This is a genomic window from Haloactinospora alba (assembly GCF_006717075.1).
In the GTDB taxonomy this organism is placed as follows: Bacteria; Actinomycetota; Actinomycetes; order Streptosporangiales; family Streptosporangiaceae; genus Haloactinospora; species Haloactinospora alba.
Genome location: NZ_VFQC01000001.1, coordinates 3,531,896 through 3,548,360, shown reverse-complemented (window position 1 = coordinate 3,548,360; position 16,465 = coordinate 3,531,896). Strand labels below are relative to the sequence as shown.

The 16,465-nt window shown below is 69.3% G+C and carries 13 protein-coding genes and 1 pseudogene; 6 read left to right on the top strand and 8 right to left on the bottom strand.

The genetic code is table 11. The features are described 5' to 3' along the window. Nucleotides 1–103: 103 nt before the first annotated feature. Nucleotides 104–1,251, bottom strand: a pseudogene (locus tag FHX37_RS16055) (MFS transporter). 247 nt (nucleotides 1,252–1,498) lie between these two features. Between FHX37_RS16055 and FHX37_RS16050 the strand changes: the two are divergent. Next, a complete protein-coding gene (locus FHX37_RS16050) occupies nucleotides 1,499–1,957 on the top strand; it encodes a MarR family winged helix-turn-helix transcriptional regulator (protein WP_141924664.1) in 459 nt (152 codons plus the stop codon). A 544-nt stretch (nucleotides 1,958–2,501) separates the two neighbouring features. Here the strand turns inward: FHX37_RS16050 and FHX37_RS16045 are convergent. The 5 genes from FHX37_RS16045 to FHX37_RS16025 all read right to left on the bottom strand — a co-directional run bounded on the left by FHX37_RS16045 (nucleotide 2,502) and on the right by FHX37_RS16025 (nucleotide 9,315). Then, nucleotides 2,502–2,936, bottom strand: a complete 435-nt coding sequence (locus tag FHX37_RS16045) for a nuclear transport factor 2 family protein (protein ID WP_141924663.1) — start codon at nucleotides 2,934–2,936, stop codon at nucleotides 2,502–2,504. A gap of 26 nt (nucleotides 2,937–2,962) precedes the next feature. Further along, on the bottom strand, nucleotides 2,963–3,727 hold the full coding sequence (locus tag FHX37_RS16040) for a thioesterase II family protein (protein ID WP_141924662.1): 765 nt from the start codon (nucleotides 3,725–3,727) through the stop codon (nucleotides 2,963–2,965). Beyond that, the gene (locus tag FHX37_RS16035; RefSeq protein WP_141924661.1) at nucleotides 3,724–6,954 is read right to left on the bottom strand and encodes a non-ribosomal peptide synthetase; all 3,231 of its coding nucleotides are present in this window, start codon (nucleotides 6,952–6,954) and stop codon (nucleotides 3,724–3,726) included. Before FHX37_RS16035 ends, FHX37_RS16040 begins: the two co-directional genes overlap by 4 nt. Nucleotides 6,955–6,962: 8 nt before the next feature. Further along, nucleotides 6,963–8,225 (bottom strand): aspartate aminotransferase family protein, encoded by a 1,263-nt coding sequence (locus FHX37_RS16030; protein ID WP_141924660.1) that lies wholly within the window; start codon nucleotides 8,223–8,225, stop codon nucleotides 6,963–6,965. 376 nt (nucleotides 8,226–8,601) lie between these two features. Further along, nucleotides 8,602–9,315, bottom strand: coding sequence for a DUF4386 family protein (locus tag FHX37_RS16025; RefSeq protein ID WP_141924659.1), 714 nt, complete (start codon nucleotides 9,313–9,315; stop codon nucleotides 8,602–8,604). Between the two features lie 59 nt (nucleotides 9,316–9,374). On the opposite strand from FHX37_RS16025, the gene FHX37_RS16020 reads away from it, so the two are divergent. Beyond that, nucleotides 9,375–9,989, top strand: a complete 615-nt coding sequence (locus FHX37_RS16020; protein ID WP_141924658.1) for a PadR family transcriptional regulator — start codon at nucleotides 9,375–9,377, stop codon at nucleotides 9,987–9,989. A 346-nt stretch (nucleotides 9,990–10,335) separates the two neighbouring features. On the opposite strand, the gene FHX37_RS16015 is transcribed toward FHX37_RS16020, so the two are convergent. After that, entirely contained in the window at nucleotides 10,336–11,496 is a 1,161-nt protein-coding gene (locus tag FHX37_RS16015; protein WP_141924657.1) for an acyl-CoA dehydrogenase family protein, read from the bottom strand. Between the two features lie 149 nt (nucleotides 11,497–11,645). Between FHX37_RS16015 and FHX37_RS16010 the strand changes: the two genes are divergently transcribed. Next, nucleotides 11,646–12,383, top strand: a complete 738-nt coding sequence (locus tag FHX37_RS16010; protein WP_141924656.1) for a TetR/AcrR family transcriptional regulator — start codon at nucleotides 11,646–11,648, stop codon at nucleotides 12,381–12,383. Between the two features lie 71 nt (nucleotides 12,384–12,454). Here the strand turns inward: FHX37_RS16010 and FHX37_RS16005 are convergent, their stop codons facing one another. Further along, complete coding sequence (locus tag FHX37_RS16005; RefSeq protein WP_246062319.1) at nucleotides 12,455–12,661, bottom strand: hypothetical protein; 207 nt, start codon at nucleotides 12,659–12,661, stop codon at nucleotides 12,455–12,457. Between the two features lie 362 nt (nucleotides 12,662–13,023). Here FHX37_RS16005 and FHX37_RS16000 point away from each other — a divergent pair, with 362 nt between their 5' ends. From FHX37_RS16000 to FHX37_RS15990, 3 genes are all read left to right on the top strand, one after another. Then, nucleotides 13,024–13,458, top strand: coding sequence for a MerR family transcriptional regulator (locus tag FHX37_RS16000; RefSeq protein WP_141924654.1), 435 nt, complete (start codon nucleotides 13,024–13,026; stop codon nucleotides 13,456–13,458). Further along, nucleotides 13,455–15,089 (top strand): peptide chain release factor 3, encoded by a 1,635-nt coding sequence (locus tag FHX37_RS15995; protein ID WP_141924653.1) that lies wholly within the window; start codon nucleotides 13,455–13,457, stop codon nucleotides 15,087–15,089. Before FHX37_RS16000 ends, FHX37_RS15995 begins: the two co-directional genes overlap by 4 nt. A 182-nt stretch (nucleotides 15,090–15,271) precedes the next feature. Next, nucleotides 15,272–16,462, top strand: a complete 1,191-nt coding sequence (locus FHX37_RS15990; RefSeq protein ID WP_141924652.1) for an MFS transporter — start codon at nucleotides 15,272–15,274, stop codon at nucleotides 16,460–16,462. Nucleotides 16,463–16,465: the final 3 nt, after the last annotated feature.

Below are 16,465 nucleotides of genomic sequence, written 5' to 3'. Positions count from 1 at the left end.
GGTCGGTTCCCGACCCGGTTCCGCGAGCGCGGGGGCTCGGGGACGAACGCCACCGGACGGCCGGGTTGCTCCCGTACCGCCCGGGGCGCGGTCCCGTCACTGGTCAGGTGGCCGTCTCCCGGACCGGTTCGTCGGGTGCTCCCGCCAGCGTTGCGTCCGCGCCGCGCGTGCGGTGGCGGGAGCGGTCGAGCGCGCCGGAGGCGAGGGTGACGAGGAGCGCGGCGACGGCCATGGCCGCCCCCACCCAGAGCGGGGCGGTGAGGCCGAGCCCGGCGTCGATGGTGGCGCCGGCGAGGTAGGAACCGACGGCGATCCCGGCGTTGGCGGCTGAGGAGGCGACCGCCGAGGCCAAGGTGGGGGCTCCCTCGGCCTTGTCGATGACGCGGGTCATGAAGCCGGGGACGGTGGCGAAGCCGGCGCCACCGAGCAGCGCCAGCGTGGCCGCGGCGGCCAGCTGGACGTGGACGGTCAGGGTGAAGGCGACCAGCACCACGGCCAGGACAGCTTGGGCGGTGAGGAGCGTGGCGACCTGGGCGCGGTCGGCGTAGCGGCCTCCCAGCAGGTTGCCGACGACCAGGCCGACTCCGAAGAGCATCAGCAGCGGGGTGATCATCCCGGGGGCGAACCCGGCGACGTCGGTCATCAGCGGGGAGACGTAGCTGAACGCCGCGAAGAGCGACCCGATGCTCAGGCCGGCGGTGGCCAGGGCCAGCCAGACCTGGCCGCGGGTGAACACCGCGAGCTCGCTCCGCAGCCGTGCGGGAGCCGCGTTCCGCTGGTGGGGGACGAGGGCGACGAGGCCGACCAGGCTGACCACGCCGATCGCGGTGATCATCCAGAAGGTGGCGCGCCAGTCGGCGTACTGGCCGATCCAGGTGCCCATGGGGGCGCCGAAGACGTTGGCGACGTGAGGCCGGTGAAGACCAGCGAGATGGCGCGGGAGCGCTTGCTCTGGTCGACCATGTCCGCGGCGACCACGGAGGCGATGCCGAGGAACGCGCCGTGGCAGACGGCGGCGAAGATCCGGCCGGCCATGAGGACCCAGTAGGACGGCGCGAGCGCGGCGAGCGCGTTGCCGATGATGAACAGCACCATGAGGACCAGCAGCATGCTCTTGCGGGGCATGCGGGTGGCCGCGGCGGTGAAGAGCGGGCCGCCGAGGACGACGCCCATGGCGTAACCGGAGATGAGCAGGCCGGCCGTGGTGAGGCTGACGGACATGTCGTCGGCCACCTCAGGTAACAGGCCCATGATGACGAACTCGGTCGTTCCGATGCCGAAGCTGGCGATCATCAGAGCGAACACGGCGAGGGGCATGACGGTTTCCTCCTCCTGGCTCGGGTTCCGCGGGGACGAGCGGCTGGACGGGACGCACGGAGTGATTCCTATGTATATACAATAATTTCATATGGGTTATATGTATATCAAAATTACGTCCGTGCAATAGATGTATAGAGGGGGTACGCTGGTGCAAAGCCCGCACGAGCAAGGAGCGGCCATGAGTCCGGCGACCTCCTCGTCCCCGTCCCCCCGCATCGAGCTACCCAGCCCCCTGGAGCACCGGTGGCAGGCACTGCGCCTGTTCGAGGCGCGCGTACGCGAGCGCCTGGAGGTCGCCCTGGAGCCGCACGACCTCACGTACTCGGAGTACGCTGCGCTGGCGGCGCTGCACTACTCCGACGACGGCGGCCATCTGCGCCAGCAGTTCCTGGCCGAGTCGATCCCGATCAACCAGAGTTCGTTGAGCAGGATGGTCGACCGGCTGGAGCGCAACGGGCTTACCGAGCGCTACCATTGCGCGGACGACCGCCGCGGGGTCTACACCCAGATCACCGAGCAGGGGCGGGCGAAAGTGGCCGAGGCGCGGGAGAGCTACCTGGCGGCGCTGCGGGAGGCCCTGGCCGAGGAGCCCGACGACGGGGTGCGTGCCGGGATCGTGGCGCTACTCAACGGATGACGGGCGCTGCGAGCGGGTGCCCGCGCCCCTGGAACGCCGTCCGCTCCCGCGTAAGCCCGGCTACGACAAGAGAGTTCCGCGTGTGGCGCCGGGGGACGCGGGTACCGACCGGGTCCCGGTCATCGTCGGCACGTGCTGCTCAACCGGGGCGCTGAGCGAATGGAGACAGCTACGGAACCGGACCTGACACGCTGAAGACCTCTCGTCCCTTGACGGTTTCCCCACGAGGAACACCACGTCTCCGCGCGGACCACGGCCCTCGCAGCCCCAGCGTTTCCGAAGCTTGCCCCCGTAATCTGCGATAGGCGCATCGGCGGACGCCCTCAGTGGTTATGAGGATGCCTTCGCGCGTCGGTGTGGCCCTGTATTTCGGTGCGTCCCCTGAGGGGTCTCTCCCGGCGGCCCCATACATGCGGCTGGGGACAGGGGGCAGTGAGGCCGTGAACTCCGTGCGGCCCTGCTCTCCACCCATCCGCGAACAGCTCCGGCATAACCGGGAACGGAGCACGTGGGTTCCTCTCACATACCCACGCTTCCCTGTGATTCACCCTTCGTTACGGCGAAGGAAGTCGATAACGGCGACCGAGTCGACATAGGCGTGCACGTTCACGATGGTGCCGTTCTCAAAGGTGCAGATCCAGGCGTAGATCTGATCGTAGGGAGCGCCGTCCATTCCGACGGAGGTGCTTTCCATCTCGGCTACGGTCACAGGGCTTCCGACGTGCAGGCGGTTGATCTGGAAGCGCAGACCGTTGCGCATCATAGGGCCGAGGCGGTTTATGACCTGGTTGATGAAAGATTGCTTGGATGTGTATTCCCCGGCGAGGGAATGATTGCCGTGCAGGGTCCAGCTCACGTTGTCGGCGACCCCCTCGAAAAACCGGGGGATCGTCTCCGGGGTTTCCAGGTTGGCGAACAGCGCTTGGCGTTTACCGATGAGCTCCTCGGTGGTGTTGCTGAGGCTGGGTGTCACGTCCATGATCCTTTGTTCCTTCCCTGTGCTGCTCAGAATTCCGGCTGGCGGAGTGGGGCCAGGTCCGAAGTGACCTCTCGTACGGTTCTCTCGGGGTGGGTGAAGCAGGCGAAGTGATCGCCGGGCAGTGTGGTGAAGCGGCACCGGCGGTCGGTGAAGGAGTGCCAACCGTGCACCGTCTTCGCGTCGGCCCCTGGGTCGGCGTCGTTGTGGAGCACCGTCACGGGTATCGGGACCGTCCGAGTGCCGGGTTCGAGCGTGTGGTCGGCGAGCAGTTCGATGTCCCCCTCAAGGGTCGCGGTGATGAGGGAGTTCGCCTCCGTCTCGATCTCTGTGGCGTCGCCCTTCGCGATCCGGGGCGGGCTGTGCTGGTCGGCCCCGGCGCGGCAGGATGCCGCTGCCTGGTCCGGGGGTGGACTTCCGGAAACGACGAGGTACTCGGGGGCGGTGATGCCGAGTTTGTCGATCTCGCGGCAGGTCTCGTAGGAGACGATGGCCCCCATGCTGTGGCCGAACAGAGTGTAGGGCTTGCCCTTCAACCACTGGAGAGCGAAGGCGACCGAGCGGGCCAGTTCCTGCATGGCGCGCGGGAGTTCTTCGCCGGAGCGGTCCTCGCGGCCCGGGTATTGGACTGACCACAACTCGTAGGTGTCGGGCAGGTAGGGAATCCAGCGGCGGTAGACGCTGGCTCCGCCTCCCGCGTAGGGGAAGCAGACCAGCCGGGTGGTGGCGCCCGGCGGGGCGTGAAGCTTCTTGATCCATCGGCTCAAGGGGTCGGAGGCTTGGGGGGCGGTCATGTTGCCGCCTGGGATGCGGATCGAGTCGCCTCGGGGGCGTGAGCGTCCCTCGCCGCCTCGTCGACCGCTTGGGCCATCCCGGCCAGTGTGGCTGCGGACTGGAGCTGCCGCAGCGGCACCCTCAGGCCGAAGCGCCGGGTGATCGCGGAGGCCAGCCGCATCGCGTGGAAACTGTTCCCTCCCAGATCGAAGAAGTTCTGGTGGCGGGAGGAGACGACGTCGCCCAGCACCGCGGTCCACTCCTGGGCCAGGGCCTCCTCCGTGCCGGTGTGGGGCGGCTCGTGGGGTGCCGGCTCACGTTCCGGTAGCGCCCATGCGGTAAGTGTCTTCCGGTCCACCTTGCCGTTGTCGTTCAGCGGCAGTTCGGAAAGCACGAAATAGTCGGAGGGCCAGGCGTAGTCGGGGAGCCAGCGTCGAGCGAGCTGTCGTACGGTGTCCAGGTTCGCGGTTTTCCCGGCGGGCTGTAGGAAAGCCACGATGCGGCGCTGTGGCCCCTCCCCGGAGACGACGGCGACCGCCCGGGACACATCCGGGTGGGAGCTCAAGGCGGCTTCTATCTCGCCGAGCTCGATGCGGTAGCCGTGCAGTTGGATCTGGTGGTCCATGCGTCCCAGGAACTCCAGGACGCCGTCGTGGCGGTAGCGGCCCATGTCACCCGTGCGGTACCAGCGCACGCTGTCGGACTCGCGGAAGCGCTCGGCTGTGCGGTCGGGGTCGTTGCGGTAGCCACGGGCGACCCCGGCACCGCCGATCCACAGCTCTCCGGGAACCCAGTCCGGACAGTCCCGCTCCTGCGGATCCACAACGCGATAGTGCTGGTTCCGTAGAGGGACCCCATAGGGTATGGAAGTCCACTCAGCCCCGATGCTGTCCACCTCGAAGTAGTTGGAGTAGACCGCTCCTTCGGTGGCACCCCCGCAGGCGACGAAGCGGCAGGACGGTGCCAGGCGTCGGAGGCGGTCGGGTAGGTCGAGGGCGATCCAGTCGCCACCGGTGAGTACGAGCCGCAGGCTGCGCAGCAGGTCCACTCCTTTCTCCCCGGACGTCCCGGGATTCGCCGCGTTCCCCGTATCCGGTGTCTCTGCCGCTGACACAAGCATGTCGAGCAGCGCGGGCACCGAGTCCCACATCGTGACACGGTGCCCGTGGATCAGCCGCAGCCAGGCGTCGGGGTCGCGCTGCTCGTCAACCGTCGGTACGACCACGGACCCTCCTGCCATGAGAGGCCCGAAGATCTCGTACACGGACAGGTCGAAGTCGAGTGCCGATACGGTCAGGCAGCGGTCCTCCGTCCCGACTCCCCAGCGCTCGTTGAGGTCCTCGAGCGTGTTGGCTGCCGACCGGTGCTCGATCTCCACACCCTTCGGGCTGCCTGTCGACCCGGAGGTGAAGATGATGTACGCGAGGGACCGTGGCTCCACCCCGACGGGTCGGTCCAGGGGCCTGTGGTTGTTCGCCTCTGTGGGGGAGACGCGGGTGATGTCAGGCGAACCGCCATCGCCTTCCGGCTCACCCGTGTCCGTCGGCCGCTCGGCGATGACGAACCTCGCTCCCGCCGTGTCCAGGATGTGGTTTCGACGCAGGACGGGTTGTTCCGGCCCGACGGGTACGTAGCAGCCGCCGGCCGCCAACACGCCCAGTACGGCGGTAACCTGCTCCGGTCCCGGTTCCAGGCAGATACCGACCGGCTCGCCCTTGTCCACACCCCGCTCGCCTAGGAACGCGGCCAGTCGCAGTGCGCGCTCAGCGAGCTCGCCCCGGCTCAGGGCGTGCCCGTCGTGTAGCAGGGCGGCGGGCTCGGGTTCCACGGCGGCTTGGGCGAAGAACCGTTCGTGCAGCAGCAGCGAGCTCTGCGGAGCGCGCGTGTTGTTGACCCGGTCGCGGGTGGCGCGCTGGGCCTTGGGCAGTCCGTTGGGGGGTGGATTGCGCCAATCCCGGTCGGCGAACGCGGTGAGCATGGTGGAGCAGTACTCGGCCATACCGTCGAGAACGCCGGGAAGGAAGAGCTCGTCCACGGTGTCCCAGGCCATGCACACGCCCTCGTCCTGGGGGTAGGTGAGGCAATCCAGCCATACCTGCGGGGTCTGCGTCACCATCCAGGACAGCGCGCCGAAGCACTGGGTGAACAGTTCCGAGGTCCAGGGCCGCGTCAGTTCGGTGTAGACGGCGCCAAGCTCGGGAGCTGCCTCCCCGCGGCGGTGTGCCGCCTCGACGACGGCCTGCACCGTGGGGGCGTCGTGTTCCCGGCGCAGGGTGTTGTCGGTGGCTTGTGCGGCGTTTACCAACTCCTGGAGACTGTCGGCGTCGGACGTGGTGACCGGGGATACCAGGAGGCGGGTGAAGTCGCCGACGATCCGGTCGATTCCGGAGTGCAGCCGCGGCCTGTCGAATACGGGAACGTTGAGCAGGAACTGGCGCCCTTCGTCCCAACGCTCCAAGGTGTGGGCGTAGGTGGCGTACAGGACGGTCTCCGGTCGAACGCCTGCCCGCGACGCCCTCTCGCGGATCCGATGCCACTCGTCCGGGAGCACCGGGAGCGTTCGCCGCTGGAACCGGGCCCCGGACGTGGTGTTCGGAGCCTGTGCCATGGGAAGCCGCGGGGGTGTCAGGTCGGTGCCGTTCATCGCCTGGTCCGCGCTCGCGGCGTGGTGCTCCCGCCGCTCGGCCTCCTGCCGACCGTACTGCCGTTGGTGTTGGGGGAAGTCGTAGTCCAGCGGCGGCAGATCGCCGTGTCCGTAAAACTCAGCAAGGTCGTTCAGGGCGGTTCTGATGCTGGGCGGGTCCGCGGCCATCAGGTCGACGTCGACGTGGAGCCGGGACCCGCCTCCGGGCAGCAGGGAGAGGTGGAGGTCCATCATCGGCCCACGCGCCGCGTCGGACCTGCGGCGTGAGAGGTCCTCCCGCAGCCGTGTCAGAGTTCCCGTACTGTCCTGCTGCGATCCGGAGAGGTCGTGGACCGTCACCTCGTCCACGGGCTGGGGGTGGAGGACCCCGTCCTCCTCGGTGGGAAACACAGCGCGCAGCATGGGGTGCCGGTCCTGCAACCGTTGGTACGCGGTCTCCAGCCGCTTCGGATCCGGTGCCGTGGCGGCGTCGAACTCGAAGTACATGTGACAGGCCACACCACCGAGCGGCTGTTCATCCTCCCTCCCCAGCCTGTACGCGCGCTGAACGGATGTCAGGGGGAAGCGCCGCGGTGCTGTGGTCTTGTCGCCTTCGATACGCATACCAACCTTCACCTCCAATGGGTGTCCGTCCTGCGGGCGGCAGCGGCGATGACATCCGCGCCGTGTAGCGCTTCCTCGGCCGTTACGGTCAGGGGCGGCATGATGCGTAGACGGTTTCCCGCCCTACCCCCGGTCCCGACCAGCAGGCCGTTCGAGCGGCACTCCTCCTGGACGGCCACTGCCCGTTCCGGGCTGGGCGCGTGCGTTCCCGGACGTACGAACGCGAGCCCCAGGAGCAGACCCTGGCCCTGCACCCGAAGTACGGAGGACAGGTCGCACAGCTGTCGGTCCAACCGTTCCCGCAACAGGTCGCCGACCCGGTGCGCGTGGGCGGGCAGGTCGCGGTCCTCGATCGCGTCGAGGGTCGCCACCGCCGCGGTGGTGGCCAGTGGGTTGCCACCGAACGTCGATATAGAGGGCATCGTCAGACAGGACATGACCTCGCGCCGTCCGACCACCCCGCCCAGAGCGAGTCCGTTGCCGACCCCCTTGGCGAACACCAGGAGATCGGGTCGCACGTTCTCCCACTGATATCCCCAGTAGCGGCCGGTGCGCCCCCACCCGGTCTGCACCTCATCGACGATGAGGAGGATGCCCCGCTCTCTGAGTATCTCGGCGTACGCTGCCAACTGGCCCGACTCCAACGGCACCGCACCGGCCACCCCCTGCACCGGTTCCGCAAGCAGGGCCGCCACCGGCTGCGGAAGTTCCGTGTCGACCAGGTGCTCCAGTTCCTCCGCGCACAGTCGCACGTACGCCGGCCCGTCCAGGTCCGCGGACGTACTGCCTTCAGGCCGGCCGGCGGGGATGTGAGCGACGTTCACGGGGGAGAGTCCCATGCCCTTCCAACGGTTGTCGCCCGTTACCGCGAGAGCCCCGAACGAGCGGCCATGGTAACCGTGCCGCAGCGCGACGACCTGGTGGCTGCGTCGGTATTCCGTGGCGAGTAGCAGAGCCGTCTCCACCGCTTCGGTTCCGGAACAGGTGAAGAACACCACGGGGTCCGCGATCCCGGATACCCTCGCAACGCGTTCGGCCAATTCCACCTGGGACCGGATGAGATAGAACGTTGACGTATGGACGATTCCGGTACGCAGCTGACGCTCCACCGCCGCGCGTACCTCGGGAACGTCGTAACCGAGGATGTTGGCGGCTATCCCCGAGTAGAAATCGAGGTAGCTACGGTCGTGACCGTCACGCACCCAGCACCCCTGCCCGGAAGCGATCTCCAGGGGGTCGTCCCTGTGGTAAAGCGGTGACCAGGGTGGCATCACGTCCCTGTGCCGGGTGGCCAAGTCGGGCTGGGAAGCAGGACGCACATGTATCACCTCGGCCGTCGATCACCCCGTGGGGCGTCTTCGCAGGTGGGACACGTCTGTCACTCCGTGACCAATGATTACTTTCATTAAATACCTGGATCTGTCCAGTGTCAACGGCCTGTTCGTCTTGGCTTCGCAGCGAGTCCGGTTCTGTCTGATGCCGGTGTTTACGGAGTGTTCGTGATTGAAACGATGAGCTACGAGTGGTGCCAATGGGCTGGTGGCACGGTGTTTTCGGGATGGCCGGACCCACGCCGCGGGGGAGTGAGGTCACTCCGGTCCGGTGAACGCTTGTGGGATTGGGTCTGGTGTTGCCGACGCCACGGCCTCAGTCGCCGGAACTGCCCGAAGGGACGGCTGACGCGGGTGGTGCTGTCTCCCTGGTGGCGCCGCGCCACAGCGGTACCGCGAGCATCACGGTCCACAGCCACGTCAGGGCGGTGAACGGCACGATCACGGCGAAGTTCACCAGCAGCGCCCCGACCAGCCAGCCGGTCCCGGCCACGGCACCGCACCATCCGACCCAGCCGGGCACGAGGTGGGAACGGGAGAACACCGCCCCGGAGAGCGCCACGGAGGCGCCGAGCATCGCCTGGGCGGTGAACGCGGTACTCCCCAGGGCGGTCAGTACCGCCTCCGTCTGCTGCAGCACGGCGGCGGGATCCGCACCCTGGGCGGTGTACCGGTCGGCGAGAGTGCTGAGTCCGAACGCGTGCAGGCTGAAGTAGACCGCGAACACCGCGGCCGAGGCCGTGAACAGTACACGGAGCCACGACCCCAGGGTCCGGGATGCGGGTGCGGCGACCGGCGCCAGGGCTGTGAACGCGCCGGCCCACAGCAGGACCGCGAGGATGTTGGCCATGTGGACGAGGCGCCACGACGGGCGTTGGCGTACGTACTCCAGAGTGTCCTGGGCCGAGTCGACCGGCGGGTTTCCGTGAACCGCGCTCGGTATGACGTAGAGCGCCGTTCCCGCGAGCAGGAGAACGATACTCGCCCGCACCGGGGGGTGCCGTCGCTGCGGAGTGTTCGGTGTGGCCATGTCCGGCTCCTCTCAACCAGTACCTATAGTCATAATATGACTAGTTGTACTGTGAGCGCATGCCCGAGAATGCCGGAGAGGGGACGCGGTCCCCGCTGAACCTCGTCGTGCTCGCGCTGCTGTACGAGGCCCCGATGCACCCGTACCGGATGCACACGCTCATCCGGGAGCGCGGCAAGGACAGGGTCGTCAACGTCCGCAGCCGCAACAGCGTCCAGCAGACGGTGGGCAGGCTCGAACGGGAGGGGCTGATCGCGGCCAGCGGTACCGAACAGGCGGGCAGGTACCCGCAGCGGACGGTCTACGAGATCACGGCGCGGGGGTGCAGCGAACTGCTCGGTTCGCTGCACCGCCTGCTTTCCACGCCGGCCCGCGAGTTCCCGCTGTTCCCGGCCGCCCTCTCCTACATGGCCATCGTCACCACTAGCACCGCAGCCGAGCTGCTGCGGCAGCGCCGTGCCGAACTCGCCGAGACGGTCGCGCGGACGGCGGAGACGACGCGGCGCGCCGCGGAGGCCCTGCCACGGATCCACCTCATCGAGGACGAGTACGCCGTCGCCATGGGAGAGGCCGAGATCGCCTGGATCGACCGGACACTCGGGGAGATCGCCAGCGGGGAGCTCGACTGGGACCCCGAACGCCTCATCGAGCGGGCGCGTCGGGACGAGCACTAGGACACCGCTCCGCCCCTGCCGAGCCGCGCGTTCCGTCGCCCCGGACGGGGCGGGGTTCGCCGGTCGGCCGAGGGGCGGGTGGGCGCGCTTTTCCCGTTCATCCCAGCGGTGGGAACGCTGGGGAGGTGTGGAGCCGGGGCCGCCCTCTGGCCGGTGCGCGGAGAGGGCGGCCGTAGTCGCTCGTAGGTCCTGTTTTTCGGACGCTTGTCCTGCTGCGCGCCGCCCCAGGGCACCGCCCGGCGGCGTTCTCGTCGGTCGGCGGAGGGTCCGCTCCGCCTCCCTGACCGGCCTTGCCGGGCGGCACCGGAGACGCCGCTCGTGACGAACAGCGTCCAAAAAACAGGACCTAGCGGGTGCCGCCCTTCAGCATCTGGCGGGCCATCACCAGGCGCTGGATCTGGTTGGTGCCCTCGTAGATCTGGGTGATCTTGGCGTCGCGCATCATGCGCTCCACCGGGAAGTCGGAGACGTAGCCGGAGCCGCCCAGCAGCTGGACGGCGTCGGTGGTGATCTCCATCGCGGCGTCGGAGGCGTAGCACTTGGCGGCGGCGCCGAAGAAGGACAGGTCGGAGTCCTCCCGCTCGGACTTGGCCGCGGCGGCGTACACCATCTGGCGGGCGGTCTCCAGCTTCATCCCCATGTCGGCGAGCATGAACTGCACCCCCTGGAACTCGGAGATGGCGGTGCCGAACTGCTGGCGCTCCTTGGTGTATGCCAGGGCGTGGTCCAGGGCCCCCTGGGCGATGCCGATCGCCTGGGCGCCGATGGTGATCCGGGTGTGGTCCAGGGTGCGCAGCGCGATCTTCAGTCCCTCGCCGACCGAGCCCACCAGGCGGTCACCGGGGATGCGGACGTCGTCGAAGAACAGCTCCCGCGTGGGCGAACCCTTGATGCCGAGCTTCTTCTCCGGCTCACCCAGGGTGAAACCGGGGTCGTCGGCGTGCACCACGAAGGCGCTGATGTTGCCGCCGCGTTTGCCCTCCGGGTCGGTGACGGCCATGACGGTGTAGTAGTCGCTGACGCCGGCGTTGGTGATCCAGGACTTCTGCCCGTTGAGGACCCAGTCGTCGCCGTCGGCGTCGGCGCGGGTGCGCATGTTGGCGGTGTCCGAGCCGGCCTCCCGCTCGGAGAGGCCGTAGGAGAACATCGTCTCGCCGCGCGTCGTCTGGGGCAGGTAGCGCTGCTTCACGTCCTCGGAGGCTCCCAGGAGGAGCGGCATGGTTCCGAGCTTGTTGACGGCCGGGATCAGGGAGGAGGAGGCGCAGGCGCGGGCCACCTCCTCGATGATGATGCAGGTGGCCAGGGCGTCGGCGCCGACCCCGCCGTACTCCTCGGGGATGTGGGCGGCGTGGAAGTCGGTGGCGCGCAGGGCGTCGTAGGCCTGTTGCGGGAACGCGCTCGCGGCGTCCACGGCGGCGGCGTTCGGTTCGATCTTGTCGTCGGCGACGGCGCGTACGGCGGAGCGCAGCTCCTCGTGCTCCTCCGTGGTGGTGTACAGCTCGGTCATGGGTCCCCTTCCGCTCGCCAGGCATGGCACTGGGTGCCTAGTTATGGCATTAAGTGCCACGATAGTTGTTGTCCGGGAGTGTGTCAGGCTCGGGGCGGGTGGTTACTGAGCTGCCCCGAAAGAGCGGAGACCTAACGAGGGGAGATGCCGTGGGGGAGGTCAGCGGCAGCGGGCGGGAACGCGGTGGGCCCTCCCGGCACCACGAGGTGGTCGCCGCCGCCGTGCGGCTGTTCGAGCGGGAGGGCTACGACGCGACGACGATGGACGCCGTCGCCGCCGAGTCCGGAGTGAGCAGGCGCAGCCTGTTCCGCCGCTTCGGTTCCAAGGAGGACATCCTCTTCGCCGAGCACGACGAGCTGTTCGGCACGGTGGAGAGCTACCTGGAGGCGTCCCCGGCCGGTGATCCCGCCGCCACCGTGTGCGCCGCGGCCCGGATGGTCTTCCGGGCCTACGTGGACGTTCCCGAGATCACGATCCCCCGGTTCCGGCTGGTACGGGCGCAGTCACGGCTGCGGGACCGCGAGATCGCCATGACGGCGCGGTACCAGACCGCGTTCAGCCGCTACCTGGCGCGCGGCGAGACGGAGGGCCAGCGTGTGCTGGCGGGGGAGGCGCTGGCGGCGTCGGTCATCGCCGCGCACAACCACGTGTTGCGCTCCTGGCTGCACGACCCGCAACAGCCCGTGCCCTGGCAGCGGTTCGACCGGGCGATGGAGTTCGTCACCCGTTCGCTCGGGGCGGTCCTCCGCGACGATCAGTCCCCGGCCGCCGGGACACCGCACGGGGAGGCCGACGAGGATGTGCTGGTGGCCGTCTATCCGGCCTCAGCGGGAAAGCACGAGGTGCTCCGCCGCGTCCGGGCGGCCCTCGACGATCCGGAGGGCTGAGACAGCACCCCGGCTCCCGGCCCGCGTCAGCGGGTCCGGGGCGCCCGGGCGCTTTCCGGTGGCGGCGGCGTTCAGCCGGTGCTGACGCCGCCGGACGGAACCGAGATCTGCTCGGTCAGCCAGGTCCACCGGCCGTCGTTCTCGGTGAAACGGCGCTGTACCCGCTGCACCTGGTCGAGCGGGAGGTCCAGCTCGGACTTCCACAGTCCGGCCGACCGGCTCTCCAGGTAGAGGGTCTGGGTATCGGCGCGGGCGCGCAGCGCTTGGACGGTGTGCACATCTCCGCTGTGTGTTTGGACACGGTACGTCGGCATGGATCCCTCGTGGTGTCGCGTTCGAGATGCGATGGAGGCGCCGACACGGGCGACCGCGGTCGGACCGGGTCGGGCGCTGCGGAACGGGCGCTCGTAGGAGTGCGGAAGCGCCCGGGGAGAACTCTATCCTCACGTGAGGGTAGGGGTGGGGTGAACGGAGTGTGGGATCGGACATTCCCGCGTAGGCTTGGGGGCGGGTAGGAGTGCCCCGCACCGGCAGCGCAGGAGGGAAGCGGGAGGCGCCGCCCGGGAGCGTGGTGACCGGCCCCGTGAGCGCGGCCAGCCACGCTTCTCTCACGTTAGGGTAGAGTCTGAGGGGAGTACTGATGTCGCAACCGGCCGCCCGCAGGCGGATCGGTGAGGTGGCCGAGCGCACGGGCCTTTCCCTACGAACCATCCGGTACTACGGCGAAATGGGGCTGGTCGAGCCCTCGGCGCGGTCCCGCGGCGGGTTCCGGCTCTACACCGAATCCGACATCGAGCGGCTGCTCCTGGTCAAACGGATGAAGCCGCTCGACTTCAGCGTTGAGGACATGCGGGAGCTGCTGACCCTGCTGGACAGGCTCGCGGGTGCCACAAGCACCGCGGGCGAGCGCGCCGCCCTCCTCGACAGTCTGGCCGGGTTCGAGGAAGCCGTGGCGAACCGGTGCGCTCAGCTGCGGGAGCAGCTCGCGATCGCCGAGGAGTTCGGGGATCTACTGCGCGCGCGGCGCGGAGAGCACGAAGGCGCACAGCACAGCAGGGAGAAGGAACGTCGGTGAGTGCCACAGCGGAGGCCAGGAACGAGACGCACCACGATCCGGACGTCGCGGCGGAGGCCGGGCGGCGGCGCACGTTCGCGGTGATCTCCCACCCGGACGCCGGAAAGTCGACCCTCACGGAGGCGCTGGCACTGCACGCCTCCGCCATCTCCTCCGCGGGGGCGGTACACGGCAAGGGCGGCCGCAGCGGGGTCACGTCGGACTGGATGGACATGGAGCGTTCCCGCGGGATATCCATCACCTCGGCGGCGCTGCGGGTCGACTACGACGGCTGCGTGCTGAACCTCCTGGACACCCCCGGCCACGCCGACTTCTCCGAGGACACCTACCGGGTGCTGTCCGCCGTGGACTGCGCCATCATGCTGCTGGACTCGGCCAAGGGCCTGGAGTCCCAGACCCTGAAGCTGTTCGACGTGTGCCGCAGCCGCGGCGTGCCGGTGATCACCTTCGTGAACAAGTGGGACCGGCCGGGCCGCGAGCCCCTGGAGCTGATGGACGAGATCGAACAGCGCCTCGGGCTGCACCCCACCCCCATGAACTGGCCCGTGGGTATCGCCGGCGACTTCCGCGGCCTCCTCAACCGGGAGAGCGGCAACTACACCAGGATGCAGCGCTCCTCCGGCGGCGCCGAGCGCGCCGTCGAGGAGACCATGGACGCCCAGCGGGCGGCCGAGCTGGAGCAGGAGGCCTGGACCCAGGCCCAGGAGGAGATGGAGCTCCTGTCCGGGCTCGACGCCGACTTCGACGAGGAGTCCTTCCTGGCCGGGGTGTCCTCCCCGGTGCTGTTCGGCGCCGCCCTGCCGAACTTCGGCATCTCCCAGTTGCTGGACGTCCTGGTGCGGCTGGCGCCCGCTCCGCGCGGACACCGGGACACCACCGGGACCGAACGGCCCGTCTCCGCCCCGTTCTCCGGCCAGGTGTTCAAGATGCAGGCGAACATGGACCGGGCGCACCGCGACCGCACGGCCTTCCTGCGGATCAGCTCGGGGCGGTTCGAACGAGGCATGGTGCTCACCCACGCCACCACCGGCCGGCCGTTCGCCACCAAGTACACCCAGGCCGTGTTCGGCAACGAGCGAAACACCATCGAGACCGCCTACCCGGGTGACGTGATCACCCTGGTCAACGCCCAGGCGCTGAGTGTGGGCGACACCCTCTACGAGGGTCCCAAGGTCGAGTTCCCGCCGATCCCGAGCTTCGCCCCGGAGCACTTCGCCGTGGTGCGGGCGGTGGACTCCAGCCGCTACAAGCAGTTCCAGCGCGGCATCGCCCAGCTGGACAGCGAGGGCGTGGTGCAGGTCCTCACCTCCGACGTGCGCGGGAGCCAGGCGCCGGTACTGGCCGCGGTCGGACCGCTCCAGTTCGACGTGGTCAAACACCGCATGGAGAACGAGTTCCGCGCCACGGTCGAACTGTCCCACCTGGACTACACGCTCGCCCGCCGCACCGACGAGACGTGGGCTCCCACGCTGCACGCGCTGTCCGGAGCCGAGGTCATGCAGCGCCGCTCCGACTCGGAGCTGCTGATGCTGGTGCACAACAAGTGGCGGCTGCGCGTCATCGAGCGCGAGTACCCCGACGCCGTGCTGGAGCCCCTGCTGGCCGGCGGTGCCGACGCCTCGGAAGGCTGACGCCGACCGGCCCCGGGCCGGCACGGGCAGCCACCCGTGTCGCCGCCCGCCCCCGAGACATCCGATCACCCACTGTCTGAGGAGCCGTCCTGTCCCCGGCCGCGTCCGACAACACCGCACCTGAGGACACCACTCCCGCCCCGGCCCCGTCCCGGGCGCCGACGACGGCGGCGCTGGTCACCATGACCGGTGCGGTCATGGCACTGAGCGGGCCCGGCCAGACCGCCGGGATGTCCGTCTTCGTCGACCACATCATCACCGACCTGGACGTCAGCCGGTCGGCCGTGTCCACCGCCTACATGATCGGCACGCTGGCCGGCGCGCTGGCACTGCCGTGGATCGGGCGGGCGGTGGACCGCTTCGGCGTGCGGCGCGTCCTCGCCACGGTGGCGCTCGCGTTCGGCGCGTTCCTGCTCCTGCTGTCCAGCGTGCGGGAGCTGGTCGGGTTGACCGCCGGTTTCGTCGGTGCGCGCGCCCTGGGCCAGGGCGGGATGACGATGATCTCCACGACCGCCGTCGGCATAGCGGTGACCCGCAAACGCGGAACCGCGCTGGGGATCACCGCGGCCGCCGGCAACGCGGGTATCTCGTTCTTCCCTCTGCTGGCCGAGCGCGTCATCGTCGAACTCGGCTGGCGCTGGACGTTCGTCGCCGAGGCGGGCCTGGTGTGGGCCGTGGTGCTGCCCATCGCGTGGTGGGGGCTGCGCGGGGTGCGCCGCGCGCCCGAGGAAGGGGAGAGCTCCGACGGGACCGACGGTGGGGACGGATCCCCGGCGTGGCCGCTGCGGGCGATCGTGCGCACCTCGATGTTCTGGGCCATCACCAGCGCCGTGGCGTGCAGCGGCCTGCTCACCACGGCGGTGTTCTTCCACCAGGTGTCGGTGCTGGGGGAACAGGGACTCACCCCCACCCAGGCCGCGGCGAACTTCCTCCCCCAGACCCTGGCCGGGCTGGCGGCGTCCATGGCGGTCAGCTCCGCCACCGACCGGATCTCGCCGAAACTGCTCGTCAGCGCGGCGATGGCGGTACACGCCGTCACCCTGGCGATGCTCCCGCTGGTCTCGCCCGGCGTCACGGCGCTCGCCTACGGGGCCTCCCTCGGGGCGGCCGCCTCGGCCGCCCGCGCTGTCGAGGCGGCGGCGTTCCCGTACTACTACGGCACCAACAGCCTCGGCACGCTGCGCGGGCTCACCCAGTCGGTCGCGGTCGGTTCCACCGCCGTGGGGCCGCTGCTGCTGTCGGCCGGTTACGACCTCGCCGGCTCGTACGTCCCGGTGGTGCTGGTGATGGCCGTGCCCGCCGCCCTCATCGCCGTGCTGGCGCTGTTCGCCCGCACACCCCGCCGCCCTGGCACGCCCGCGCCCGCCCCCTGAGAC

Coding starts and splice junctions, on each gene's coding strand:
- FHX37_RS16050 (WP_141924664.1), top strand. CDS start 1,499: ATGAGTCCGGCGACCTCCTCGTCCCCGTCCCCCCGCATCGAGCTACCC.
- FHX37_RS16035 (WP_141924661.1), bottom strand. CDS start 6,954: ATGCGTATCGAAGGCGACAAGACCACAGCACCGCGGCGCTTCCCCCTG.
- FHX37_RS15990 (WP_141924652.1), top strand. CDS start 15,272: ATGACCGGTGCGGTCATGGCACTGAGCGGGCCCGGCCAGACCGCCGGG.
- FHX37_RS16045 (WP_141924663.1), bottom strand. CDS start 2,936: ATGGACGTGACACCCAGCCTCAGCAACACCACCGAGGAGCTCATCGGT.
- FHX37_RS16040 (WP_141924662.1), bottom strand. CDS start 3,727: ATGACCGCCCCCCAAGCCTCCGACCCCTTGAGCCGATGGATCAAGAAG.
- FHX37_RS16020 (WP_141924658.1), top strand. CDS start 9,375: ATGCCCGAGAATGCCGGAGAGGGGACGCGGTCCCCGCTGAACCTCGTC.
- FHX37_RS16025 (WP_141924659.1), bottom strand. CDS start 9,315: ATGGCCACACCGAACACTCCGCAGCGACGGCACCCCCCGGTGCGGGCG.
- FHX37_RS16030 (WP_141924660.1), bottom strand. CDS start 8,225: ATGCCACCCTGGTCACCGCTTTACCACAGGGACGACCCCCTGGAGATC.
- FHX37_RS16015 (WP_141924657.1), bottom strand. CDS start 11,496: ATGACCGAGCTGTACACCACCACGGAGGAGCACGAGGAGCTGCGCTCC.
- FHX37_RS16000 (WP_141924654.1), top strand. CDS start 13,024: ATGTCGCAACCGGCCGCCCGCAGGCGGATCGGTGAGGTGGCCGAGCGC.